Origin of the sequence: Clostridium sp. AF23-6LB, from assembly GCF_003461085.1 — a bacterium.
Taxonomy (GTDB): domain Bacteria; phylum Bacillota; class Clostridia; order Lachnospirales; family Lachnospiraceae; genus Coprococcus; species Coprococcus ammoniilyticus.
In genome coordinates this window covers 332,313-355,943 of record NZ_QTWK01000001.1, presented here as the reverse complement: position 1 = coordinate 355,943, position 23,631 = coordinate 332,313, and the positions used below count along the sequence as shown (strand labels likewise).

General features: G+C 42.1%; 20 protein-coding genes and 1 riboswitch. Of the genes, 13 read left to right on the top strand and 7 right to left on the bottom strand.

Features of this window, described 5'->3' with window-relative positions; genetic code table 11:
- The first annotated feature begins 168 nt into the window (after positions 1 to 168).
- From DWY07_RS01540 to DWY07_RS01525, 4 genes are all read left to right on the top strand, one after another.
- Positions 169 to 1,602 carry a hypothetical protein gene (locus DWY07_RS01540; RefSeq protein ID WP_117822022.1) on the top strand — a complete coding sequence of 478 codons (1,434 nt, stop codon included), beginning with the start codon at positions 169 to 171 and terminating at the stop codon, positions 1,600 to 1,602.
- An 89-nt stretch (positions 1,603 to 1,691) separates the two neighbouring features.
- Positions 1,692 to 3,131, top strand: a complete 1,440-nt coding sequence (locus DWY07_RS01535; RefSeq protein ID WP_117822021.1) for a DUF6034 family protein — start codon at positions 1,692 to 1,694, stop codon at positions 3,129 to 3,131.
- Positions 3,132 to 3,215: 84 nt separating this feature from the next.
- Positions 3,216 to 4,958 (top strand): alpha/beta hydrolase fold domain-containing protein, encoded by a 1,743-nt coding sequence (locus DWY07_RS01530; RefSeq protein ID WP_117822020.1) that lies wholly within the window; start codon positions 3,216 to 3,218, stop codon positions 4,956 to 4,958.
- A gap of 16 nt (positions 4,959 to 4,974) precedes the next feature.
- Positions 4,975 to 5,946, top strand: coding sequence for a glycoside hydrolase family 25 protein (locus tag DWY07_RS01525; RefSeq protein ID WP_117822019.1), 972 nt, complete (start codon positions 4,975 to 4,977; stop codon positions 5,944 to 5,946).
- Positions 5,947 to 6,113: 167 nt separating this feature from the next.
- On the opposite strand, the gene DWY07_RS01520 is transcribed toward DWY07_RS01525, so the two are convergent.
- A complete protein-coding gene (locus DWY07_RS01520) occupies positions 6,114 to 6,935 on the bottom strand; it encodes a hypothetical protein (protein ID WP_117822018.1) in 822 nt (273 codons plus the stop codon).
- Between the two features lie 212 nt (positions 6,936 to 7,147).
- Between DWY07_RS01520 and DWY07_RS01515 the strand changes: the two genes are divergently transcribed.
- Positions 7,148 to 8,998, top strand: a complete 1,851-nt coding sequence (locus DWY07_RS01515) for a B12-binding domain-containing radical SAM protein (RefSeq protein ID WP_347465067.1) — start codon at positions 7,148 to 7,150, stop codon at positions 8,996 to 8,998.
- A gap of 315 nt (positions 8,999 to 9,313) precedes the next feature.
- On the opposite strand, the gene alr is transcribed toward DWY07_RS01515, so the two are convergent.
- The gene (alr, locus tag DWY07_RS01510; RefSeq protein ID WP_173783324.1) at positions 9,314 to 10,411 is read right to left on the bottom strand and encodes an alanine racemase; all 1,098 of its coding nucleotides are present in this window, start codon (positions 10,409 to 10,411) and stop codon (positions 9,314 to 9,316) included.
- 283 nt (positions 10,412 to 10,694) lie between these two features.
- On the opposite strand from alr, the gene hydE reads away from it, so the two are divergent.
- Positions 10,695 to 11,747 carry a [FeFe] hydrogenase H-cluster radical SAM maturase HydE gene (gene hydE, locus DWY07_RS01505; protein ID WP_117822015.1) on the top strand — a complete coding sequence of 351 codons (1,053 nt, stop codon included), beginning with the start codon at positions 10,695 to 10,697 and terminating at the stop codon, positions 11,745 to 11,747.
- Between the two features lie 375 nt (positions 11,748 to 12,122).
- Here the strand turns inward: hydE and thiC are convergent, their stop codons facing one another.
- From thiC to DWY07_RS01490, 3 genes are all read right to left on the bottom strand, one after another.
- Positions 12,123 to 13,433, bottom strand: coding sequence for a phosphomethylpyrimidine synthase ThiC (gene thiC / locus DWY07_RS01500; protein ID WP_117822014.1), 1,311 nt, complete (start codon positions 13,431 to 13,433; stop codon positions 12,123 to 12,125).
- An 88-nt stretch (positions 13,434 to 13,521) separates the two neighbouring features.
- Positions 13,522 to 13,631: riboswitch (TPP riboswitch) on the bottom strand.
- 92 nt (positions 13,632 to 13,723) lie between these two features.
- Positions 13,724 to 15,067: a threonine/serine exporter family protein gene (locus DWY07_RS01495; protein ID WP_117807278.1), complete on the bottom strand. Its 1,344-nt coding sequence runs from the start codon at positions 15,065 to 15,067 to the stop codon at positions 13,724 to 13,726.
- A complete protein-coding gene (locus DWY07_RS01490; RefSeq protein WP_117807279.1) occupies positions 15,051 to 15,818 on the bottom strand; it encodes a DUF4866 domain-containing protein in 768 nt (255 codons plus the stop codon). Before DWY07_RS01490 ends, DWY07_RS01495 begins: the two co-directional genes overlap by 17 nt.
- A gap of 125 nt (positions 15,819 to 15,943) precedes the next feature.
- Here DWY07_RS01490 and DWY07_RS01485 point away from each other — a divergent pair, with 125 nt between their 5' ends.
- The 3 genes from DWY07_RS01485 to DWY07_RS01470 all read left to right on the top strand — a co-directional run bounded on the left by DWY07_RS01485 (position 15,944) and on the right by DWY07_RS01470 (position 18,619).
- Entirely contained in the window at positions 15,944 to 16,867 is a 924-nt protein-coding gene (locus DWY07_RS01485) for a LysR family transcriptional regulator (RefSeq protein ID WP_117822013.1), read from the top strand.
- Between the two features lie 216 nt (positions 16,868 to 17,083).
- Positions 17,084 to 18,007 (top strand): ketopantoate reductase family protein, encoded by a 924-nt coding sequence (locus tag DWY07_RS01475; RefSeq protein WP_117822012.1) that lies wholly within the window; start codon positions 17,084 to 17,086, stop codon positions 18,005 to 18,007.
- Positions 18,008 to 18,184: 177 nt separating this feature from the next.
- A complete protein-coding gene (locus DWY07_RS01470; RefSeq protein WP_117822011.1) occupies positions 18,185 to 18,619 on the top strand; it encodes an Hsp20/alpha crystallin family protein in 435 nt (144 codons plus the stop codon).
- Positions 18,620 to 18,778: 159 nt separating this feature from the next.
- Here the strand turns inward: DWY07_RS01470 and DWY07_RS01465 are convergent, their stop codons facing one another.
- The gene (locus DWY07_RS01465; protein ID WP_117807283.1) at positions 18,779 to 19,417 is read right to left on the bottom strand and encodes a lactate utilization protein; all 639 of its coding nucleotides are present in this window, start codon (positions 19,415 to 19,417) and stop codon (positions 18,779 to 18,781) included.
- A 15-nt stretch (positions 19,418 to 19,432) separates the two neighbouring features.
- On the bottom strand, positions 19,433 to 19,876 hold the full coding sequence (locus tag DWY07_RS01460; RefSeq protein ID WP_117822010.1) for a hypothetical protein: 444 nt from the start codon (positions 19,874 to 19,876) through the stop codon (positions 19,433 to 19,435).
- Positions 19,877 to 19,979: 103 nt separating this feature from the next.
- Here DWY07_RS01460 and DWY07_RS01455 point away from each other — a divergent pair, with 103 nt between their 5' ends.
- From DWY07_RS01455 to DWY07_RS01440, 4 genes are all read left to right on the top strand, one after another.
- Complete coding sequence (locus DWY07_RS01455; RefSeq protein ID WP_117822009.1) at positions 19,980 to 21,119, top strand: serine/threonine-protein kinase; 1,140 nt, start codon at positions 19,980 to 19,982, stop codon at positions 21,117 to 21,119.
- A gap of 157 nt (positions 21,120 to 21,276) precedes the next feature.
- Positions 21,277 to 21,657, top strand: a complete 381-nt coding sequence (locus tag DWY07_RS01450; RefSeq protein WP_008401935.1) for a hypothetical protein — start codon at positions 21,277 to 21,279, stop codon at positions 21,655 to 21,657.
- 226 nt (positions 21,658 to 21,883) lie between these two features.
- The gene (locus DWY07_RS01445) at positions 21,884 to 22,609 is read left to right on the top strand and encodes an ATP-binding cassette domain-containing protein (protein WP_117785816.1); all 726 of its coding nucleotides are present in this window, start codon (positions 21,884 to 21,886) and stop codon (positions 22,607 to 22,609) included.
- Positions 22,610 to 22,627: 18 nt separating this feature from the next.
- Positions 22,628 to 23,545: a SufD family Fe-S cluster assembly protein gene (locus DWY07_RS01440; RefSeq protein ID WP_117822008.1), complete on the top strand. Its 918-nt coding sequence runs from the start codon at positions 22,628 to 22,630 to the stop codon at positions 23,543 to 23,545.
- The last annotated feature ends 86 nt before the right edge of the window (positions 23,546 to 23,631 follow it).

The following is a 23,631-nucleotide window of genomic DNA, read 5'->3' as shown; positions in this document are numbered from 1 at the left end:
GCTATGATGCGAAAATGATTTTTCCCTGTGTTTTAATTAGAAAGTCGTAAGATAATTTGGAGAAAAAATACAAAAATTGGAGAAGATACGGATACTTCAGATAGTGCAGAGAAGTGACCGGGATTGGGAAAGAAATAAAATATATTTACGATATGAGGAGGAAGGAAGATGAGAAAACAGATCAGGAGAAGAGGAACCGCCTGGCTGATGTTTGGAACAATGATGATGGCGGCGGTATTTACCGGATGCGGGAAAAAAGATATCGACTATGATATCGATGAATCTGGCGGAAAAAAGGACAGCGGAAGTATTCAGGATAAGTACGATATTCCAAAGTCATATGATGACAGTATAGCAGTAGGGGATTCGGGTTTGAGTGAGATCACATTGAAGGTGGATGAGATCTCGGTTCCTGATACATCAATCATGTATACTGAGAAGTTAACAAAGAATGATACCGCAGGAGAGGCACTTAAAAAAATAGCGGAAGCGATATTTGATAAGAGCAAAGGAATCTATGCTTATGATGAGAACAATCAGACAAAGGCAGATATAGAAGAACAGATCGCATCCTATGAACAACTGAAAAAAGAGCTGGGAACCGATGCGGAACGTATTAAGGAGATAAATGATACGCTTACAGAGCTTCAGGATGAGCTGGAAAAAGCACCGGAAGATTATCCGGCTGCCGGAGATTATTCTGCAACAAAGTACCTTGGAACATGTGGTCAATATGAATTTGTTCTGAGGACACCGGATGATATGATTTTAAGCTATGATTTATCATTGAAGGAGGATGCCATGGTATATAGACCTGCAGACGGAACAGAGGATGGAACGGAGATGATCGATCATGGCGGCTATGTGTCATTAAATGACAGTATAAAATATGGTTCCGAAGGTGCAGAGGAGGCACTGAACGATAAAAACCAGTGTAAATATTCAGAAGAGGAAGCATTGGAGATAGCAGAAGAATTTCTGAAGAAGATCGACTGTAATGATATGACACTTGGAGAGTCCTCCGCACTGGCATGGACCTATGATGATGCTTTATCAACGCTTATAGAGCGTGATATTGATGGGTATTATTTTACATTTGACCGGATGATAAAGGATCAGTCTCTTGGAGAGGGCTTACAGGCATTGAATGTTGACAATATGGTGCAGCAGGAAGCAGGTGTGGATATACCTACAGATTACTGTAAGATTGCGGTGGATGATAATGGAGTGATCGGAGCTGTCTGGACGAATAATCTGTCTGTCGAAGGTGAGGCAGAGGAAACAGAACTGCTTTCTTTTAAAGAACTGATGAAGCGGGCGGATTCATCTGTTTCTGAATATTATGCAAAGTATAATACACAGTACAAGTCGATCGAATTTAATCGTATGCAGCTTACCTATTGTCTGAAACCGGGAGCACAGGTCGGTGAATTTGAATATGTGCCGGCATGGATCATATCGCAGGTTGAAGTATATGAATTTGATGAAGTTACATATGAAGATCCTCAACAGATGGTCGTGCTGGATGCAACCGACGGATCCTATATTGATATCCTTGAGGTATCGAAGGCACTGGGAACATGCAGTGTAATACAGGATTAAACGGAGGCGGTATAAGGATAATAAAAGAAGTCATTTTTATCTGATATATGAGGGAAAACGGGAAAATCTTTAAGTAAGAAGGGATACAAATGATGAAAATGGACATTACAAAAAGAAGAAAAATGATGGCACTGTTTCTTGCAGGAACTCTTACAGTATCTGCGGCTGTTACAGGATGCGGAAGGAAAAATGTAGACTACAATGTAGATAATACCCAGCCGAAACAAACAGAGGCGGATCTGGGACAGACGGAGACATCTGCATCCGGAGAAGATCTGGATAGTGGAAGTCTGTGGAGTAAGTATAAGATTCCATTTACCTGTGATACGGAGATTGCGGTTGGAGATACCGGCTTATCAAAGATCCATGTAACGGATGATGATATCAGTGTTCCGGATACCTCTGACCTTCAGATCGCACAGTATAAGAAGAAAGATCCGGAGAGTAATGAAGTGAAGAAGCAGGTGGCAGAGAATCTGTTTGATAAGGATGAGGGAATCTATGTATATGATTCCATGCATCGGATAAAAAAGGACATTCAGGCAGAGATCACACAGTATCAGACAGCAAAGGAGAATTATCCGGATCCTGTATTTGCGGATTCCTATGATTCATGGATCAGCGATCTGGAAACGGAACTGGCAGATGCCCCGGACAGTTATCCGGCTGCCGGAGATTATTCCGCGGATGATTATGTTGGTACTGTGGATGGGAAGGAATATGAATTGTATTACAAAACCGACAGCGTTTATCGTTCCTTTAATATGCGGGAAGATTTTATGATGTATCGTCCGAAAGAAAAGGCAACGTATGTCACGCCATATTCAAAGGCTGACTATGAAAGAGAGACAGGAACAGAAGCGGATCAGGAGAATACAGTTCAGAATGCCTGCAGCTATTCCAAAGAGGAAGCACAGATGAAGGCAGAAGAATTTCTGTCGAAGATCGGTGCGAAGGATGTAGCCTTACAGGACAGTTCTGATCTTTACTGGGTATATACAGATGCGACAAATTCGGTTGTTGCTACGGATGTGGATGGGTATTCGTTCACCTACGTAAGAGCTGTTGATAAGCAGCCGGTGTCAACGATGGCATTTAATCAGGTTGAAAATCTGCAGAAGCAGGTGGAATATTATGATGTGCCGGTTGAACGCTATGAGATCACAATGGATTCCAATGGAATCATCAATGCGAACTGGTGTGATTATCTGGAGTCCACCGGAGAAAGCACAAAGACTGAGATCCTTTCATTTCCGGAGCTGCTTGAAAAGGCAAATGAAACCATACCGGAATATTACAAAACCTATCCATGTAAATATAACGCGATCAATTTTAATGATGTGACCTTGACCTATTACCTGACAGCAGGCGCAGCAGATGGACAATTTGAATATAAACCTGTCTGGATCTTTTCTTCCTGTGATGATAAATCGGATCCGGATTATCCAAGTGAGATGGTGGTATTAGATGCAGCCGATGGGTCTGTGATCGATATGTTGAATGTAGCAATGAAGATATCAACAGATTAAAATTAGACTTGATATTCAATCCCGGTTATGTGAAAATGGTAGCAGGTAAAAATGGTTACATATGTATATTAAGGGATACATTATATGAGTACACAAAACAGTCTTGTTATCATAAAAGAGAAAATTGCAGGTGTCATGCTGGATGATAAGCGCATGAAAGCGGATGATATTGCTAAAAAAGTCCTGAAGGGAAGAAAACGGGAATGCAGCACGCCTCCAAAGTGGATGCAGGATGCATTTCATATTACAAAGGCAGAGTCAGAGAATGGATTATGCTATTATGTGAAACCAAAGAAGAAAGAGGTAAAGAATTTCTTCTTTTATATCCATGGCGGCGGTCATTGTATGGAAATCAACAAAAACCAGTGGGAATTTGTTGCGACTGTGGTCGAGGAAAATGGATATGGTGCGGCTGTTCCGATCTATCCGCTGGCGCCAGAGCATAATGCACAGGATACCTTTGATATGCTGATCGGGACATACAGACATCTGACCAGGCAGGAGACGATCGACCGTCTGGTTGTTGTTGGAGATTCCACAGGCGGTGGACTGGCGTTATCACTGGCAGTTCTGGCATGGAAGGAAGGTGTTCGCAGACCGGATAAGCTGGTGTTGTTATCACCTTCATTAGATACAGAATTTATGGATGGAAATCTCGCCAATCATATGCTTGATCGCAAGAAAGAGGTACGGAAGTATTATTACCGGCTGGGCATTAAGGAATTTCTTAGCAGGTACTGGATTCAGGATCTGTATCATCAGAATGAATATACCTGCCCGATCTATGCGGATCTGACTGATATCTGTGATGAGATCGCCATATTCACAGTAGAAAATGATCTGCTGAACAGCTATGCAAGATTATTATATGATAAGCTTAAGAAAGAGCAGATCCGGATTCACTATTTTGAATATTTTGGAATGCCGCATGACTATATCGAGCATCAGCATGTGCCGGAATGCCGTATGATCATCAATCGTATCAGCGACAGTATCAAGGATGAAGCAAAGCTTGTAAATCCTGAGATCAAGCGTGCAGTATGGGCACGGTCAATGGTAGCGGAACGATATCCGAAGCTGTTTCAGGATGATGAGTCGATTAAGATTGCAGCCAAATTAAATGTGTCACATAAGGATTTCAATGCGATGTATCAGGAATATGATCGCCTTGTTAAGATTGGACGGATCGTAGAGATTGACAAACGGGTAAAACAGTTTATTATGAGGTATGCAGATGGCGTTATTGTAAATGTCGGAGCTGAGTTAGATACCATGTTTTCCCGCATGGATAATGGCAGGATCCGATGGTACAATGTAGATATGCCTGAGACCATGGAACTGCGGCGCAAGATGGTGGAGAGCAGGGACCGGGAGCAGAATATCGGCAAATCAATCCTTGATTTTTCATGGCTTGACAGTGTGAAGAAGAAACCGGGTGAAGCAATCCTATTTGTATGCTGTGATGTAACGAAGTATTTTACGGATAAGAAGCTGCAGGCGTTTCTGAATGCGATATGGGAGCGGTTTCCGGGTGCTGAGGTACTGTTTGATGTCAAGAATTCCGTTGGCAGAAAACGGGCAAATTTGAAAGTATTAACAGGAAAGAAGAAAGGTTCGTTTATAAAAGTAAGTATTGATAACTGTACCAGCCTGATGTATGACTGGAATATCAAGTACAGAGTGTTGTATGACAAGGCGATTCTGAATCAGGAAGATATCACGGAGATGTTTTCTTCTGATATAGCAAAAAAGTATCGTCATGCGATCAGACGAAAATATGATAAGATCATACAGCTTCGGTTAGGTACGGAACGAATTGCAATATAAACGGCTTGTGACTGACATGAGAGAAGCAGACAGAAGAAAACAATTAGCAAAAAGAATGAAATATGCAGTGTGCATCGGTACAGGAATTGTAATTGGAATCATAGCAGGAATCTGTATTGGTATTGATTATAATAAGACAACCAGATCGACACCTGCCTTGTACACGGAAATGGAACATGGTCTAGAACTGACACCGGGAGAACTGGCAAATCTGATCTATGACAATTACTGGAATTATATCAAGAAGAGTTACATCATTGTAGGAGATGATAAAGAAACTGCACAGCTTTATAAGATCAGTAGTAAGGTAGCCAGACATAATTATGATTTGGAACGGTTTCAACTGGATGATAATGGCTATATGAGTTATTCGGATGATAAAATCAAGCATGCAAAGCTTGGAATCGATGTATCCAGTCATCAGGGATCAATCGACTGGGAGACAGTTAAAGAAGCTGGTATTAAGTTTGCAATGATCCGTTTGGGATATCGTGGATATACACAGGGTGGTCTGGCACTGGATGACAGCTATGTGACGAATATAGAAACGGCTCTGGAAGCGGAAATGCCGGTTGGGGTATATTTCTATACACAGGCAGTAAGTTATGATGAAGGAGTAGAAGAAGCACAGTATGTACTTCAGAATATCGCAGATTATAAGATCAGTTATCCGGTTGTAATTGATACGGAGAAGATGGAAGCAGAAGGTGCCCGCGCAAATGATATTTCAAATGAAGAGCGTACCGATGCCATTGTTGGTTTTTGTGAGACGATAAAAGATGCCGGATATACACCGATGATCTATGCAAATAGAAACTGGTATGCGCAGAATCTGGATATGGATCGATTGGGTGATTATCAGCTCTGGCTGGCACAATATTCCAATGTACCCGATTTCCCATATCTGTTTACCGGCTGGCAGTATACCAGTGAGGGAAGTGTGCCGGGAATCTCAGGATCCGTTGATATTGACGTCTGGATGAAATAGAAAACATTAAGAATATGATTATAGTACAGAATCCATCTGCTTTATAACAATACAGAGCAGATGGATTCTTGTCTATGATAAAATTATAAAATTAAAACATCCATATTTTATAATACAGATAAATGCTGTAAATAAAGGTATGGATGTTTTTTATGTGATAAATCGTCTTATTTAATTGTAAAGGTTACGTTCTGAACCTTGCCGTTCTTTGACCAGATGGTCAGGGTATGTGTTCCCTTTTTCTTAACGACTGTGTTCTTCTTAACTACCTTGCCGTCCAGTTTCATCTTTACAAGGCTCTTGCTGTTGGATACTGTGATCTTCTTGCCGGCTTTGTAGGACTTGTTGTTCTTAACGGCTGTTGTCTTTGCTGTTTTTGTAACCTTACTGGTAGATGCGTAGAAGTTTTTCTTCTTGCTGGCATCCCTGATAGTCCATGAAACGGTCTTTGATTTGTTTGAAAGCTTACCGTTTGTGGTCTTAACCTTATTCTTAAATGAAACCTTTACATTCATGTAGAATGACAGGCTGTCAGTAAGATCGTTTTTCTGAAGCTGTGCAGCGTCGGCAAGTTTTGCAATTGTAAGATTACTGCCTGCTGTAGAAGGATCAAGTGTAGCATAGAAGAAATTCTTTGTCAGACATACATTTGTGTAACCTGCAGATGAAAGTAAAGCTTCGATATCACTGAGTTTCTTGTTTTTTACAGTCATGGAGAACATATGGTAGGTAACACCATCGATCTTCTTTTTTGAATATTTGGCACCGGATCCCTTAAGTTCATTAATGAGTTCTTTTTTTGTCATTTCAGACATGCTGGCAAGTCCATCCAACATTTCATCATCATAACCCTGTTCAATCGTACAGGTTGCTTTGGTGGCAGAGGTGAGTTTTACGGTTGTGTTAATAGCAGAACCGCAGCCGGTCATCATCAGACCAAAGATGCAGACACACAATGCCAAAAGTACGTGTTTCATTTTTTTGTTCATAGATACCCTCCTATAATAAAATTTTGTCTACAGACTCAGTCTATCATCCGCGTTTCCTAAAGTAAAGGCAAATACCGGATTTTGTAGCTTAATAAATCTTATCTGTGGTATAATCCTTGAAATGGATAAATAATTTCATATATCAGAAACATGAAAAAGAGATTATTATGAATAAGCCTGCAAAGATACAGAAAATCATATAGTAGGAGGTTGTGAATTCCTTGAAGTTTTTACTGGCAGCATTAAATACAAAATATATTCATTCGAATCCGGGGATTTATTCCCTGTATTCTTATTCGGTAAAGAAACAGCCGTCTCTTGCAGAATATATTGAGATTGCAGAATATACGATCAACAATCAAAAAGGAGAGATTCTTGCGGATATCTATAAGAGAAGGCCGGATGCGGTTGGATTTTCCTGTTATATATGGAATATCGAGATGATCCGTGAGCTCATTACAGAATTAAAGAAGCTCCTTCCGGATACAGATATCTGGGTTGGCGGACCGGAAGTAACCTACGATGCCGATCAGCTTCTTGCGGAGATGCCGGAGCTTACAGGAGTTATGGTTGGAGAAGGAGAGGCAACCTTTTATGATGTGCTGAGAAGATATCTTGATATTGGAAATATTCATAATACTGGGAAGTCCTATGATATTGGGAACGCCTGTAATACTGGGAATTCCTGTGGTATTGAAAATTTCCGTGATACCGGGGGTTTTCGGGATATTGACGGCCTGGTGCTTCGGGAAGGAAAAGATATTCTTTGTACGAAGCCAAGAGGACTTACCGATCTGTCGGAGCTTCCCTTTCTGTATTATGACCTGGACACTTTTAAAAATAAGATCATTTATTATGAGAGCAGCAGAGGCTGTCCGTTCCGGTGCAGTTATTGTCTGTCATCGATTGACAAACGGGTTCGGTTCCGCAATCTTGATCTGGTGAAGAAGGAGCTGCAGTTTTTCCTGGATCATCAAGTAAAACAGGTGAAGTTTGTAGACCGGACATTTAACTGTTCCCATGAACATGCGATGGCAATCTGGAGGTATATTAAAGAACATGACAATGGAATCACGAATTTTCATTTTGAGATTGCTGCAGATATTTTAAATGAGGAAGAATTGGAGTTGGTCAACAGTCTGCGGCCAGGTGCGATACAGATGGAGATCGGAGTGCAGTCGACAAATCTGCAGACGATAGAGGAGATCGATCGTGTAATGGATGTCGATAAGCTTGCAAAGATTGTTGAAAGGATCCATCAGGGACATAATGTGCATGTGCATCTGGATCTGATCGCGGGGCTTCCGTATGAGGACTATGAATCATTTGCACATTCCTTTAATGACGTGTATGCAATGAAGCCGGAGCAGCTTCAGCTAGGGTTTTTAAAGGTGCTAAAGGGTTCGAAGATGCATGATAATGCAGAACGATATGGTTTACAGTATACAAGCTGTCCGCCGTATGAAGTATTATTTACAAAGTGGATATCTTATGATGAGATCCTGCGGTTAAAGCAGATCGAAGAAATGGTAGAGATTTATTATAACAGCTGTCAGTTTGAGAACACGCTGCCATTCCTGGTGGAAGAATTTGATTCGCCGTTTGATTTTTATGCGAGCCTTGCTTCTTATTATGACAAAAAGGGATATTTTATCCAGACACCGGCGAGAATCTACCGGTATCATGTACTGCTTCATTTTGCAGAAGAACACTTCCCTAAGAAGACAGAATTGATTCGGCAAATGCTGGTATTTGATTTATATCTTCGTGAGAATATGAAGACCCGACCGGATTTCGCCCCGGAACAGGAGGGTGTGAGAGATTTGTTCCGGGACTTCTACATCCGTGAGGCCAACGACCACAGATACCTTCGGGAAGAAGACTATCATGGCTGTGACTGGAAATCTATGTCCAGAATGACACACATAGAAAAGATTTATTACAACAGAGAGACGGGAAATCGTCTGTCTGAAGTATGCTATATATTATTCGATTACAAACGCCGTGATCCGCTGACCGGGGATGCAAGGTATATGATAGTAACACCTGTCGCATCCATGTGATATAAAATTTGGCTGTCTCATGTTGCCCGGGATACTGCTATTTTACGGATGTGTATGTGTTCGGCCTCATGTTGTCCGGGATACTGCCGGTATACTTTGTATGTCTTGTTTTTTTCTATTCGTTGCAAATGTCTGATTCGCTCATGCTCCTGTACCAACTCGCCTTTCAGGCTCAAACAGGCACCCGCATTCGCTGACAATTTGCATCTCATAACGAAAAAAAGCAAACGATAGTACAAAGTGTACCGGCAGTATCCCGGACAACATGAGGCAGGATACATATACACAACAGTAGTTCAGACAACACGAGACAGGTTACATATATACCCGCGGAACAGCGCTGTTGACGAAAATCGGGTTGATCGGAAATGTAACCATATCGCCTACCGAGATATTACATCCGGTTGTATCCACGATCACGGAGTTCATACTGATCTGACCTAACACCGGAAGCCGGCAGTCTTTAAAGCTGGCAGCCGGTGATTTTTTATGGAAAGTGCCTTTTAATTTATAATAAATACGGATCGGAGAGAAGAAATTTGTCCGGAAATCGGTGTGGCGTTCTATCCCAAGTCCATGATAATATCCGACGGAGATAACGGCTGTTTTTGTATTGTGTGACAGTTTAAAGCTGTGACCATAGCCGATGTTGTGACCGACCGGCAGCTCATAGATATCGTCCACACAGGCAGACAGATTGCAGACCTCATGAAAACCATAATCATTTGGAACCGCAAGTCTGCCAAGAAAGGCAGAGCCGATGCGGATGGCATCTAAATTCATGGATGGATATTTTATCATCGAGGTTGAAGATGAGATATGACGGATGCCTACCGGAATACCGTCTTTCTGGAGTGTGTCACAGAGGTGAGTGAAATCCTGAAACTGTTTCTTCACATAGTATTCATTTCTGCATGCAGCTGCATGGAAATGAGAGAAGATACCGGTGATCCGCACATGTCTTAGCGACTGTACGGTATCGGCAATCTGTTTTTCTTCGGAACATAAGAAGCCGTATCTACCAAATCCGGTGTCAATGCAGAGATGTGCATGGACTGTCGGATGGTTCATGTAGGCGGCTGTTTCATCGATCACATGCGCACAGTCGGTACTGGTGATGCTGAGCGTGATATCGTGATCAATCGCAGTCGTGATATCTTCTGAGTTATATAAAGGCGTCATCAGCAGGATATTTCCCTTGATGCCGTTTCTGCGTAAGGTGACAGCATCTGACAGTTCGGTTACACCATAGTTATCAATACCCTTTGATTGTAAGAACGATGCAAATTTTGTAAGCCCAAGCCCATAAGCGTTCCCCTTTAATACTGCTATGACCTTTGCGCCATTTGCCAGACGTTTGATGATCCGTATATTGTTATCCAGTGCATTTGTTTTGATTGTAAGAGTTGTCATGTCCTCAAGTTCCTCCGGTTTCATGTAAGTATTTATCTCATTGTTTATCTACAGACATATGGTCTGTTGTCGAAACTCGCTGCCCGGGCATGAGCGGTTGTTCATTTATTTGATGAATCTAGCATATATTCGAAATGCATCATTTTTGTATAAAAACCGACACAGAAATGCAATATCTTTGAACTTTTTTTGCATCGTTTGTATGCAATCCGGAAAAGTGGATGTTGTATAAGAGTAAAATGTGATAAACTATTTGTAAATAAAAACAGGATGGAAACCGTTTATGCATACACTGATAACAGAGATTCGCGATAAACAGAATATTACAAAGGAACAGCTTCAGCTTCTGCTGGAAACAGACGATCAGGAAATGATTGAAGAATTGATGGTATGTGCCGGAACGGAAGCACAGAAGGTATACGGAAATAAAGTCTATATGCGTGGACTGATCGAGTTCACAAACTATTGTAAAAATAACTGTATTTATTGTGGGATAAGAAGAGATAACTGTTATGTTGACCGGTACCGGCTGACCAAAGATCAGATCCTTGACTGTTGTCAGAGTGGATACCGGCTCGGTTTCCGGACGTTTGTGTTACAGGGAGGCGAAGATCCGTTTTATACAGATGACCTAATCTGTGAGATAGTATCAGAGATCAAACATCAGCATCCGGACTGTGCGATCACATTGTCAATCGGAGAGAAAAGCAGAGAAGCCTATGAGCGGTATTTTGCTGCCGGGGCGGAACGTTATCTGCTTCGTCACGAGACTGCGGATAAGGCACATTATGAGAAGCTTCATCCGAAAGAAATGTCATTTGACAACCGGATCCGGTGCCTGCATGACCTGAAAGAGATCGGTTATCAAACCGGGTGCGGCTTTATGGTCGGTTCACCATATCAGACGGTCGATACGTTATATGAGGATTTCTGCCTGATCAAAGAACTGGAACCGGAAATGTGTGGAATCGGGCCATTTATCCCGCAGGCAGACACACCATTTGGAAAAGAGCCTGCCGGAACACTTGAGATGACCTTACGTCTGCTGTCAATTATCCGGCTGATTCATCCGACAGTTCTGCTTCCTGCGACAACAGCACTTGGCACGATCCATCCGCTTGGCAGGGAGAAGGGGATTCTTGCCGGGGCAAATGTTGTGATGCCGAATCTGTCCCCGGTCGGTGTCAGGAAAAAATATCTGTTATATGACAATAAGATCTGCACCGGGGAAGAAGCCTCGGAGTGTTGTGGTTGTATGATGCGGAGAATGCAGGGAATCGGATACGAGGTTGTGGTTGATCGCGGCGACCATCCATTGTATGACAAGAAAAGATGAATGCATATATTGGAGAAATGCAAACATGGGAGAGGCTTTTTAGCTGAAGGTGAAAATATCTTTGTTATTGCAGATTTTATGAAAGAAAGATGTTGGAAAACATTCTGATTATATTAAGAACTGCATGTTTTACATTCTGCAATACGACAGCAAATAAAATGGGCGGTTTTCTGTCACTGACGAACTATATATTGACATTAGCAAAGATTTCGTCATGCGATGCACATTGCCAGTAAATACGGGTGCCTGTCTGAGCCGAAGGCGAGTTGGCACAGGAGTATTTACGAATCAGGCATGTGCATCAAATAGAAATCATAGCGAGTCAATTATAGATAGTCAGTGGCAGAGAACCGCCCATTATATTATGCATTCGTACTACAGAATGTCGATGTACTCATCGGCGAGAGCCTTGTTCATACTGCGGACAGCACAGAACTTGCCGCACATACTACAGGTGTCGGAGTGGTCATCCTCCGGCATACGACTGTCGCGGATCGCTTTGGCTGTAGCAGGATCAAGTGCGCAGGCATACTGTGCATCCCAGTCAAGGACACGTCTGGCATCCGCCATCTTATCATCGATATCTCTGGCACCCGGAATACCCTTTGCAATGTCGGCTGCATGAGCAGCGATCTTCGATGCGATGATACCCTGTTTTACATCATCTACATTTGGAAGTGCAAGATGCTCGGCTGGGGTAACGTAGCATAAGAAAGCAGCTCCGTTCATGGCAGCAACAGCACCACCGATCGCGCTGGTGATATGATCGTAACCGGGAGCAATATCTGTAACCAGAGGCCCGAGAACATAGAATGGTGCGCCCATGCATAAGGTCTTCTGAACTTCCATATTTGCAGCGATCTGGTTAAGTGGTACATGACCGGGACCTTCCACCATAACCTGTACATTGTGTGCCCAGGCACGCTTTGTCAGCTCGCCCAGACGTACCAGTTCTTCAATCTGGCATACGTCAGTCGCATCTGCCAGACAGCCCGGACGACATGCATCTCCGAGGGAGATCGTAACATCATATTCCTCGCAGATATCTAAGATCTCATCGAAATATTCATAGAACGGGTTTTCCTGACCGGTCATACTCATCCATGCAAATACAAGGCTTCCGCCCCGGCTTACGATGTTCATTTTACGTTTATGTTTTTTGATCTGATCAATCGTTTTTCTTGTGATTCCACAGTGCAAGGTTACAAAGTCAACACCATCTTCTGCATGAAGACGGACAACATCGATGAAATCCTTTGCTGTCAGCTCTGCAAGATCACGCTGATAGTGGATGACACTGTCATAGATCGGAACCGTACCGATCATGGCAGGACATTCGCTTGTCAGCTTCTGACGGAATGGCTGTGTATTTCCATGACTGGACAGATCCATGATCGCCTCAGCGCCCATATTAACTGCACTCATTACTTTTTCCATCTCAATGTTATAGTCCTTGCAGTCTCTGGATACTCCAAGGTTTACGTTAATTTTGGTACGCAGCATACTGCCGACACCTTCAGGATTCAGACAGGTGTGTTTCTTATTAGCACAGATGGCAACCTGTCCCTTTGCAACTAAATCCCTGAGCGCCTCGACAGCCATATGTTCTTTTTCCGCTACGATCTTCATCTGCGGAGTGATGATCCCTTTTCTGGCTGCGTCCATTTGTGTTGTGTAATTTTCCATATTATCCTCCTACTACAACCAATGTTATTTTACGTGGTAGAAAGTGGTGCTCCCGATCTGCCACAGAGCAATAAAAAAGATGCCGCAGGGCACCTCTAATACACATCCCTACGTTAGCATTACCTAAATCAGGTTCACAGGTCGAGAACTTCATTCTCCTCTCAGCCGGCTAATTTGTCAGCTCCCTGAATATATAAATATCTGGAAATATTATATGCCAGAATACGACATAATTCAATGATAATTTTTCAACATAAAAGATAAATAAGGACTTGCGCCCGATACATGAATCAGGAGCAGTACCGGAAAGTACGATCTGTCAGGATCCTTGCAAATATCAGACCGAGGGGCAGGGTAACAATGATCATGATCGCAGATGAAAACCATAAAACAGCCTCTGTTAGGGACATGATACCAAGATTATAGAAAGCACGATAAAGGTAAAGTCCCGGAACCATGATAACGATGGACGGAACGGTCAGAGAGATTCTTGGATATCCGTTATTCCTTTTTATAATGGAGGCAAGAATACCTGCGGTTAATGCGCCTGCGAATGCGGCAGCAGCCGGAGGCGTGCTTGTGTAATCGACAAGCTCCAGCCGGAGAGTATTTGCAACTGCTCCGATACAGGCAGCAGTTGCAGCCATCGGAATCGAGCTGTTAAACATAATGGAGAAACCGAAGACTCCGCAGAAGCTTGTAATGATCCGCAGGATAAGCTTTGTACCTACAGCCAGATTCAAAGCGGAGAAATCCTGAGGATGAAAATGTAACAGCAATGCCATGATCCAGGCGAACATAGTGGCTACTAAAACTATGATGACAGAGTAGCTCAGACGTTCAAGCCCGGACCGAAGATCCAGTTTAGCCAGGTCAATGCCGCTTGTTATGAATGGAAATCCGGGAATGATAAACAGCATTGAGCAGATATAGCCAGCTTCATGGAGTGCAGATACGTGGAAGAAGATTTCTGCAAGGTGAAAGCAGATGGCATATGTCATGCATGCGGCTGATATGGATACTGCTATGTTAAAGAAAAGGGTAAAATGGTGCTTGATCATTTTGGTACGGATGACATTTCCAACACCGGCTGCAATAAAAGCAAGGATCATTTCAACAGGACCGCCGCCTAATAGGAAGGTAAATGCACAGCAGGCGAGGGCTGAAGCCAGACCCAGTTTTGCAGGTGAATAAAGTGTATGGATCTTCTCAATCTGATCAAGACGCCGGTGAATCTCTTCGCCCGTCAGATGGGCTTCTTCTTTTGGGAAATTGTCAACGAATTGTTCCATCCGATAGAGCTTCGAGGTGTTTACACCGGTATTCGCAATGCTCAGAGACTGTGAAACGCAGTCGGTTCCATCAAAACAGTTGAATTCAATGGACATCAATCCGACATCAACGGTGCAGGTTACGCCCAGTTCTTTGGACAGACGGTTCATGGAAGTACGAACACGCCAGGCACCTGTTCCACAGGAGAGCATAATTAACCCGACCCTTCCAATAACAGAGGCTTTTTCTATCAGCCCCGCCTTGGCGATCAGGACATTGCTATCGTTTTTTACATAATCATGCCATGGAATTTCCATATGGTTTTTTTCCATGATATCTGTATAATTACTGTTCTTTGGCATAGATGATCTCCTCCGCTTTTTCAATATGATGTTCCAGATTCGTCAGGAATAATGAATTTGGAAGGAATATGCCGATTTCATCATATCGGGAATTATTTTTCACCAGAGAATCCTGCCCGTAGAAAATGTAGGACATAGGAAGCTCCTTTTCCAGTGCGATCATAAGATTCCATACAGCAGAATATGCTTCTGCCTCTGTCTCCTTTTGCTTTACAGTATCGGGAAGCTCGCGGATCAACAGTACACCGTCACTTTTTTCCAGAATCTTCTGTTCCGGTTTCATGTCATTTGCGGCATAATCGTGACTGTATCTGTATGCGCGGGCGAGATAGATATTTTTGTTGTTTCCAAGTGTCTGATAGATCTTATGAAAATGACGATATTCTTTTTCCCAGATCGAAGTTTCGTATTCAGGAAGCAACTGACCATTATCATCTGTCATAATGACAGGATTTGTTTTGCCATCTGCGTTGAATCGATATGGGATCAGAAAGGAATTACGCAGAAGATCAAACAGGGTATTGTTGCAGATTGCCATAAGAAATGCAGACAGATCCCGGTTATGATAGGAATTGAATAGTGCCTGTGCAAATTCTTCTGCCGGAAGTGGTGCATCGTAAGCATCCTCGTTATAGCACAGGTAATTTGCAAATGTTTCCTGTAATTTCTCACATGCCCATGGATCATTCAGGATTTTTTCAAATAAGAAATCTGCTCTTTTTTCTCGTGGGAAAATTGTAGTTTCGTTCATGCTTAACCGACTTCCTTTCTTTTTCTGTTCTGCATAATTATACTATTGGCAGGATGATAAGTAAAAGATATAATTGATATGACAGATATAATCATTTGATATGATAAAAGAAATGGAGCAGACAGATGAATATTAACTTTGAATATTATAAAATTTTCTATTATGTGGCAAAATATCATAATTTTACAAAGGCTGCGCAGGTTCTGGAAAGCAGCCAGCCCAATGTTACGAGAGCAATGAACTGTCTGGAACAGCAGATGCACAGTACCTTATTTGTAAGAACCAACCGGGGCGTTCAGCTTACACCTGAGGGAGAAAAACTATATATGTATGTGTCGGCAGCTATGCATCAGTTATTAACGGCAGAGGAAGAACTGGCGGACTATTCGGGCATGGTACATGGAAGTATATCGATCGGAGCCAGCGAGACAGCGTTAAATATATATTTGTTTGATAAATTAAGGTCATTTCATACTGCATATCCGGGAATTCGACTGAGAATCTATAATCATTCCACGCCGGAGGCAGTAGATGCAGTAAAGAGCGGTAAGATTGATTTTGCTGTCGTATCGACACCGATGAAAATAGACTCGTCCCTTGAAAGCAGAATGTTAAAACCTTTTCGGGAGATACTGATCGGTGGGGCATCATTTAAAGAGCTACAGGGGAAGGCTTTATCTTTAAAAGAATTGAAGAAATATCCGCTGATCAGTCTTGGACGGGAAACGATGACATTTCGATTTTATGAGCGGCTGTTTTTATCGCACGGGATAGAATTTGCACCGGATACAGAGGCTGCGACAACAGACCAGATCCTGCCGCTTGTCCGTTGTGAGCTGGGACTGGCATTTATACCGGAATCCATGGCAGGTGAGGCGCTCGAACGCGGAGAGGTAATACAGGCAGTCCTAAAGGAGAAAATTCCTGACCGGCATATCTGCATGATATATGACAGCCAGCATCCGCTGAATACAGCCGCAAGATCATTTCGCAGATTATTGGAAGAAGACTGCGAAAAGGTAAACACCCTCAATCGGGGCATCGATTGAGAACAGAAAACGTCTGGTATGCAGTTATCAAGTTCAACATTCATACATTAAATATCCCCCAGGCATATTTGCAGAAAATGTATGACTGTTTTGTGAGGAGGACAGTTTGACTGTAGTCATTTTATAAGAACATATAAAAGATGGTGTGGAATCACACCAAAACAGGATAGAATGTTAAACAAAGAATCAATATAGTGGAAAAGAGGAATAAGAAATATGAAGATCAAAAGAATTGCATTGATTGGACTTGGCGCGATGGGTGTATTTTTTGCGCCAAGATTATATGAAGCATTTGGAGAGAATTTTTATATTATTGCAGGTGGTGAACGTAAAAAACGCCTGGAAAGTAAAGGAGTTACGATCAATGGCGTCAACTACAGATTCCCGATCGTGACACCCGAAGAACAGGGTGAGCCGGCGGATCTGATACTGATCGGTGTAAAAGGCTATGGATTTGCACAGGCAATAGAAGATATCCGCCATCAGGTAGGCGAACATACATTGATCCTGTCTTTGCTAAATGGTGTAGACAGTGAGGAACAGTTGATTCAGGCATTTGGCGAAGAACATGTATTGTATGCATATATGAGAATGTCCATTGTTATGAAAGACGGAAAAGCAGACTTTGATCCGTACTGGGGCAAGATCCACTTCGGAGAGAATAAAAATGATGTTCTGTCAGATCGTGTACTTGCTGTAAAAGAAGTATTTGATCATGCCGATATTCCATATGAGATCGATCCGGATATGTTAAAGGGACTCTGGTTTAAATACATGTGCAATATTGGGGAAAATATGACTTGTGCGTTGCTCGGTATCCCATTTGGATTTTTTCGTATCAGCGACAGTGCGAATTGGATCCGTGACAATGCCATGCGGGAAGTGGCTGCGATCGCGCAGAAGAAGGGAATCGATATAGGTGAAAAAGAAATAGCGGAGCAGGATGTTACAGTAAAGACAATTCCACCCGAGAACAAACCATCAACCCTGCAGGATCTGGAAGCGGAGAAGCTGACCGAGGTAGAGATGTTTGCCGGCAATGTCATAAAGATGGGAAAAGAGCTTGGCGTGCCCACTCCGATTAATGAGATGTTCTATCATGGTATCCGGGTACTGGAGGAGAAGTTTACAAAAAGATAATATTTGAATTAGCACTCATCTATTTACAGTGCTAACAAAACGTGCTATAAATAATGGTATGAAATAACTGCATATAATAGAGAAAGCTGTGTGAGTCTAATAAAATGCAGAAAAATGACAGTAATATATGACTGATGAAAGAGAATCAGAAATATAGATAGAAATGGGGTAATTAGGATGGATAGACCAAGTATTTTTTCAGATAATTTTGAGATGATGAATGGCTTCTTTGATGATTCCTTCTGGGGCAGCCATTCCGGACTTCGTACCATGACTACAATGGCAACTGATATATTCGAAACAAAGGACGGATATGAGATAGAGATGGATCTGCCGGGATTTCCAAAGGAAAGCATCAAGGCAGAATTAAAAGGTGGTTACCTGACAATTCTTGCCAGCTATACTGGACAGGATCGTGAAGACAGGGAAGGAAGCTATATCAAAAAGGAACGGTATTCCGGTCATTATAAGAGAAGCTTCTATGTCGGCGACAAAGTCAGTGAACAGGATATTAAAGCAAGATTTGCAAATGGTGTTCTGTATGTCTATGTACCAAAATTCGACGACCAACCGGAAGTAGAAGAAAAGAAGATTATCTCGATAGAAGGATAACGGACAAATTTTAGGGGCTGTTTATTATAATGTAGCAAGCCTGTCCGAGCGCCGGTACTTAGGTTGCGTATTTTGCAACCTTATGTACCGTTGCGTTGAGGATAGAACGAAAGTGTCTTGCACAATAATAATAAACAACCCCTGAAATTTGTCTGTTTTCTAAAATCCCAGATCTTCATTTACAAGGATGACCTTGATACGTCCTTTGTGCTTGGAATAGCGGGTGGTTAAGAACTGGCAGCAGACTGTTTCCGGTGACAGACAGTTTGCGCATTCGCCGGTTGTACTGCAAGGGGTTGAAAGTCCGAAGCGCTGTGCATTGATCGGAGCTGCTTCATTTCTTGCACGGCTTAAAGCATCTTCTTCTGTCCGTACTACCTTGTTCATTCCTGTGATCACGATAACATGGGAAGGACCATAGACGATGGCAGCTACACGATTTCCATTGCCATCGATATTTACCATAATGCCGTCTTCGGTGATCGCATTACAGCTTGTTAAGAAGTAGTCAGCGAAGAAACATTCTTTGGAGATCCGGTCTTTTTCCTCCGGTGTTTTTGCTGCATCACGGTTCAGCTCTTTGTAGTTTCCCTCGATAAGAGCATCTAAAAGTCCGGTTGCTTTTACGGTCATGGAACCGCCCCAGCCGACAGAGCTTCCTTCCGGGATCAGACTCAGTGCAAGCTCCTTAGCTTCTTCCTTTGTCTGGACATAGAAGCCTTCCATATTTCTGGCAGCCAGCTTGTTTATCATGGCTTTCGCCAGTTTGTCGTTTCTCATGTTTCTAAAAGTGTCCATTTGATATACCTCCGTTTATTCAGGGAAATCCAGATTATTTTCCGCAAAGAAATTCATCACTTCAAATGCAGAAGTACAGTTCTGATTGATACATACGATCAGGGCAGCATCCTGTGAAAATTTGGGATACAACACGGCATTTCCGGAGATTGTAAGTGCACGTTGGATCTCTTTCAAATTCATTCCGGCGCATAATGCCAGAAGAACCAGCTTGTATTTTCCGGGATGTGGTTTCCTGCCGTTTAAGATCTGATAAGCATAGCCGCGGTCCAGATTGCTTCGTTTTATGACATCGGCGGTCAGAAGCTCCGGGTGATCTTTAAAGTAAAGATTAAAATAATCCTGCAGATTGTCACAGGACATATCATCTGCATGAGATGTTATATATGATTTAAAATGTATATTTGAATCATCGGTTGATAATTCATTCAGCAGATCTGTTGTTCTGGTCGTTTTCATGATTAATCCTGCATTCTTTCCCTTGATAATTTTTATCAGTACCATATAATATTTATTATACTTGTCGATAAAGCAATTTCAAGATAAACAATAGGAAAATGATATGAATTTAGAAATACAAAGTCGTCTGTCCTTTTATCGCAGACTGGAAGAAGTAGAGCATAAAAAGGGAATTTCTCTGGTGCGGCATATAGAGACCGGACAGATTTATGTAGAAAAAGTGCTGACGCAATATGATAAATCTATATATGATTGGCTGCAACAATCAAAACTCCCTTACGTTCCGCAGATTTATGAATGTATGGAAGAGGATGGTACGTTATATCTGATCGAAGAATACATACAGGGGATCACGCTGGAAACATATATTGAACAGTTTGGATGTCTGGATTTGGATGCTGCCGGAAGAGTGATCGAATATCTTTGCCGGACATTGGAAAAACTGCACAGACATATACCGCCGATCGTACACCGGGATATCAAGCCGACAAATATAATGCTTCAGGGGGATTTCAAAAAGGGACATGGTATTGTATCTGTATATCTGATCGATTTCAATACTGCAAGAGTTTTTGACGCAGAAAGGAATCGGGATACCGAGTTGATCGGTACAAGAGGATTTGCAGCTCCGGAGCAATACGGTTTTTCGCAGTCAGATGCGCGGACGGATATCTACGGACTTGGCGTGTTATTAAATTATATGTTGTGTGGAAAATTGATCCGGGATGGAATCTACGCAGATCATCAGGAAGTGTCACAGATCATCCGGAAAGCAACCCGGATCGATCCGGAGAAACGATATCAGACAGCAGAGGAAATGCTCGATGCGATGCAACAGAGCATGATTTTAGATGAAGCTACAGATAAAGTATCCTTGAATGATAAATCCCGCCCGGCATGGACTCGTTTCCTGCCACCGGGATTTCGGGAAGGAAAAATCCTGAATATGGTTGTTGCAGCCATTTATTATATATTTTGGATGTATTTCTGTCTGACAGTAGAAGTAAAAGATCATGGAGAACCGCTCTCCGGAACTTGGTTATATGTAAATCGCTTTGTATATTTTATGATGTTTATCATTACTCCGTTTTTTTGGAATAATTATCTGGACGTCTGGAATTATTTCCCGCTTGTGCGCTCACCGAAGAAGATATGGAAGCTGGTTGGATTGTTTTTATATACGGTGGCATGGTTTTTTTTAGTGATGTTTGTATTCGTTATAGTAGAGGATATATTCCGATAGTGTGCTGTCAGCACACCAGCTCTTTCTGAAAATTTTATAAGATAGAATATGCAGTGGTTGTAATTATATCAAAATACCCTGAATGATGACTGATACAGGGGGATTTTAATATAATAGCAAGAACACTTATAACAGCAGAAAGAGGAGAGAATTTATTATGGAAAAGACAAAGCAACCTTTATCAACATTCAGACTCGTAGCAGGGATCATAACGATCGTGTTATCAGTCTTAGTAACATTTCAGTCCTGTGCGGCAGGATTATCAAATGCACTGGAAGAAAACGGGGAATCCGGAGGCTCTGCAGGTGTATTACTTGCAGTTTGTTTCCTTGTTGCAGGAATTGTTGGAATTGTAACCAGAAAGTCAACCGGAGCAGGCGGTGCATTCACAAGTGCAGGCTTCTACATAGTCGGTGGTCTGATCGGCCTTATATGTGCAGGTTCCTATGCTGATTTAGTAATCTGGGGCGTTATCTCCGTAGCATTCGGCGTTATATTCATAATCGCAGGCGTATTAACAAAGAAGAGAAATTCTTAATTTATATAAAACGTCTATAAAAAATAAGTCCATCCGGTTGTGTGTGGGGGAATATAGTCATCCCCCCACACAACCGGATGGACTTATTTTTGATTATAGGAAGAAAAACCACGCATACTTCCGCCGAGAACCGGAAAAAATACTAAAAGAATATTGGAATATAGGGGATTTTAGGATATACTATAAAACAGTGTGTTTAAAAAATACAAACAGCGATGGAGGAACTATGTTAGAGTTAAAAAACATCTCATATATTGTAAATGAGGATGGAAAAGAGAAAGCAATATTAAAAGACATTAACCTTACAGTAAACGAACATTTCGTAGCAATTACCGGACCTAACGGTGGCGGTAAATCAACACTTGCGAAGATCATAGCCGGAATTATCAAGCCAACAACCGGACAGATTCTTTTAGATGGAGAAGATATCTCGGAATTGAATATAACAGAACGTGCAAAGAAAGGAATCAGCTATGCATTTCAGCAGCCGGTTCATTTTAAAGGGCTTACTGTAAAAGATCTGGTATCTATAGCATCCGGCAAAACACTGAATGTTTCACAGATCTGCGAGATCCTTTCCGAAGTTGGTTTATGTGCAAGAGATTATGTGAACCGTGAAGTAAATGCAAGTCTTTCCGGTGGTGAGTTAAAACGTATTGAGATCGCCATGATCATTGCAAGAGGTACGAAGCTGTCATTATTTGATGAGCCGGAGGCAGGCATCGACCTGTGGAGCTTCAACAGTCTGATCAAGGTATTTGAAAAGATGCGTGAAGAGATCAACGGAACGATCCTGATCATTTCCCATCAGGAGCGGATCCTTAATATAGCAGATAAGATCGTTGTGATCGCAAATGGTCATGTTGATGCAATCGGAAGCAGAGATGTGATCATGCCAAGACTGACTGGTGAATCAGCCACTTGCAAGGTGCTGGAAGAAAAACAGAAATAAGTTGTGAGGTAACAGAACATGGATTTAATTCAGAAGAGTTTATTGCAGCAGGTAGCAGGACTTCATGATGTACCGGAGGGCGCATATAACATTCGTGTCAACGGACAGCTTGACAGCAGAAATACAACTGCAAATATAGATATTGTAACAAAAGAGGATAAGCCGGGAATCGATATCATCATTAAACCGGGAACAAAAAATGAGAGTGTGCATATTCCGGTTCTTTTGAGTAAGAGCGGTCTGCAGGATATGGTATACAATGATTTCTATATCGGAGAGGACTGCGATGTTACGATCGTAGCCGGATGTGGTATCCATAACTGTGGTGTGGACACCTCCAAGCATGACGGCATCCATACTTTTTATATTGGTAAAAATGCAAAAGTAAAATACATCGAACGACACTATGGTGAGGGAGATGGAAATGGCGAGAATATCATGAATCCGGAAACCATCGTGCACTTGGAAGAAGGTGCCTCGATGGAGATGGAGACGACTCAGATCAAGGGAATTGATTCGACTGTCAGAAAGACCGGCGGTGATCTGAAGGATAACGCATCATTAGAGATCAGGGAGAAGATCATGACACATGGCAAACAGTATGCAAAGACTGATTTTGTTGTGGATTTGAATGGAAAAGGCTGCAGTGCAAATGTAGTATCCAGATCCGTTGCAAGAGATCAGTCCAGACAGGAATTTTTCTCCACGATCAATGGCAATAATGAATGTAAGGGTCACAGTGAATGTGATGCGATCATTATGGATAGCGCAAGTGTATCAGCAAGTCCGAAGCTGACGGCAAATAACATTGATGCAAACCTGATCCATGAAGCAGCGATCGGAAAGATTGCAGGCGAGCAGCTGATCAAGCTGATGACGCTTGGGCTGACAGAGGCAGAAGCGGAAGAGCAGATCATCAATGGATTTTTAAAATAAAAGCGTTTACAATAAATCATATAACCTATTTGACATTAAAGGTAGATAGTGATAGTTTGTAAGAGTAAAAAATACAAATCATAAAA

What these genes read in the sequence shown, in the direction of transcription:
- DWY07_RS01540 (WP_117822022.1), top strand. Translation starts at nt 169, where the DNA reads ATGAGAAAACAGATCAGGAGAAGAGGAACCGCCTGGCTGATGTTTGGA.
- DWY07_RS01535 (WP_117822021.1), top strand. Translation starts at nt 1,692, where the DNA reads ATGATGAAAATGGACATTACAAAAAGAAGAAAAATGATGGCACTGTTT.
- DWY07_RS01530 (WP_117822020.1), top strand. Translation starts at nt 3,216, where the DNA reads ATGAGTACACAAAACAGTCTTGTTATCATAAAAGAGAAAATTGCAGGT.
- DWY07_RS01525 (WP_117822019.1), top strand. Translation starts at nt 4,975, where the DNA reads ATGAGAGAAGCAGACAGAAGAAAACAATTAGCAAAAAGAATGAAATAT.
- DWY07_RS01520 (WP_117822018.1), bottom strand. Translation starts at nt 6,935, where the DNA reads ATGAACAAAAAAATGAAACACGTACTTTTGGCATTGTGTGTCTGCATC.
- alr (WP_173783324.1), bottom strand. Translation starts at nt 10,411, where the DNA reads ATGACAACTCTTACAATCAAAACAAATGCACTGGATAACAATATACGG.
- hydE (WP_117822015.1), top strand. Translation starts at nt 10,695, where the DNA reads ATGCATACACTGATAACAGAGATTCGCGATAAACAGAATATTACAAAG.
- thiC (WP_117822014.1), bottom strand. Translation starts at nt 13,433, where the DNA reads ATGGAAAATTACACAACACAAATGGACGCAGCCAGAAAAGGGATCATC.
- DWY07_RS01495 (WP_117807278.1), bottom strand. Translation starts at nt 15,067, where the DNA reads ATGCCAAAGAACAGTAATTATACAGATATCATGGAAAAAAACCATATG.
- DWY07_RS01490 (WP_117807279.1), bottom strand. Translation starts at nt 15,818, where the DNA reads ATGAACGAAACTACAATTTTCCCACGAGAAAAAAGAGCAGATTTCTTA.
- DWY07_RS01485 (WP_117822013.1), top strand. Translation starts at nt 15,944, where the DNA reads ATGAATATTAACTTTGAATATTATAAAATTTTCTATTATGTGGCAAAA.
- DWY07_RS01475 (WP_117822012.1), top strand. Translation starts at nt 17,084, where the DNA reads ATGAAGATCAAAAGAATTGCATTGATTGGACTTGGCGCGATGGGTGTA.
- DWY07_RS01470 (WP_117822011.1), top strand. Translation starts at nt 18,185, where the DNA reads ATGGATAGACCAAGTATTTTTTCAGATAATTTTGAGATGATGAATGGC.
- DWY07_RS01465 (WP_117807283.1), bottom strand. Translation starts at nt 19,417, where the DNA reads ATGGACACTTTTAGAAACATGAGAAACGACAAACTGGCGAAAGCCATG.
- DWY07_RS01460 (WP_117822010.1), bottom strand. Translation starts at nt 19,876, where the DNA reads ATGAAAACGACCAGAACAACAGATCTGCTGAATGAATTATCAACCGAT.
- DWY07_RS01455 (WP_117822009.1), top strand. Translation starts at nt 19,980, where the DNA reads ATGAATTTAGAAATACAAAGTCGTCTGTCCTTTTATCGCAGACTGGAA.
- DWY07_RS01450 (WP_008401935.1), top strand. Translation starts at nt 21,277, where the DNA reads ATGGAAAAGACAAAGCAACCTTTATCAACATTCAGACTCGTAGCAGGG.
- DWY07_RS01445 (WP_117785816.1), top strand. Translation starts at nt 21,884, where the DNA reads ATGTTAGAGTTAAAAAACATCTCATATATTGTAAATGAGGATGGAAAA.
- DWY07_RS01440 (WP_117822008.1), top strand. Translation starts at nt 22,628, where the DNA reads ATGGATTTAATTCAGAAGAGTTTATTGCAGCAGGTAGCAGGACTTCAT.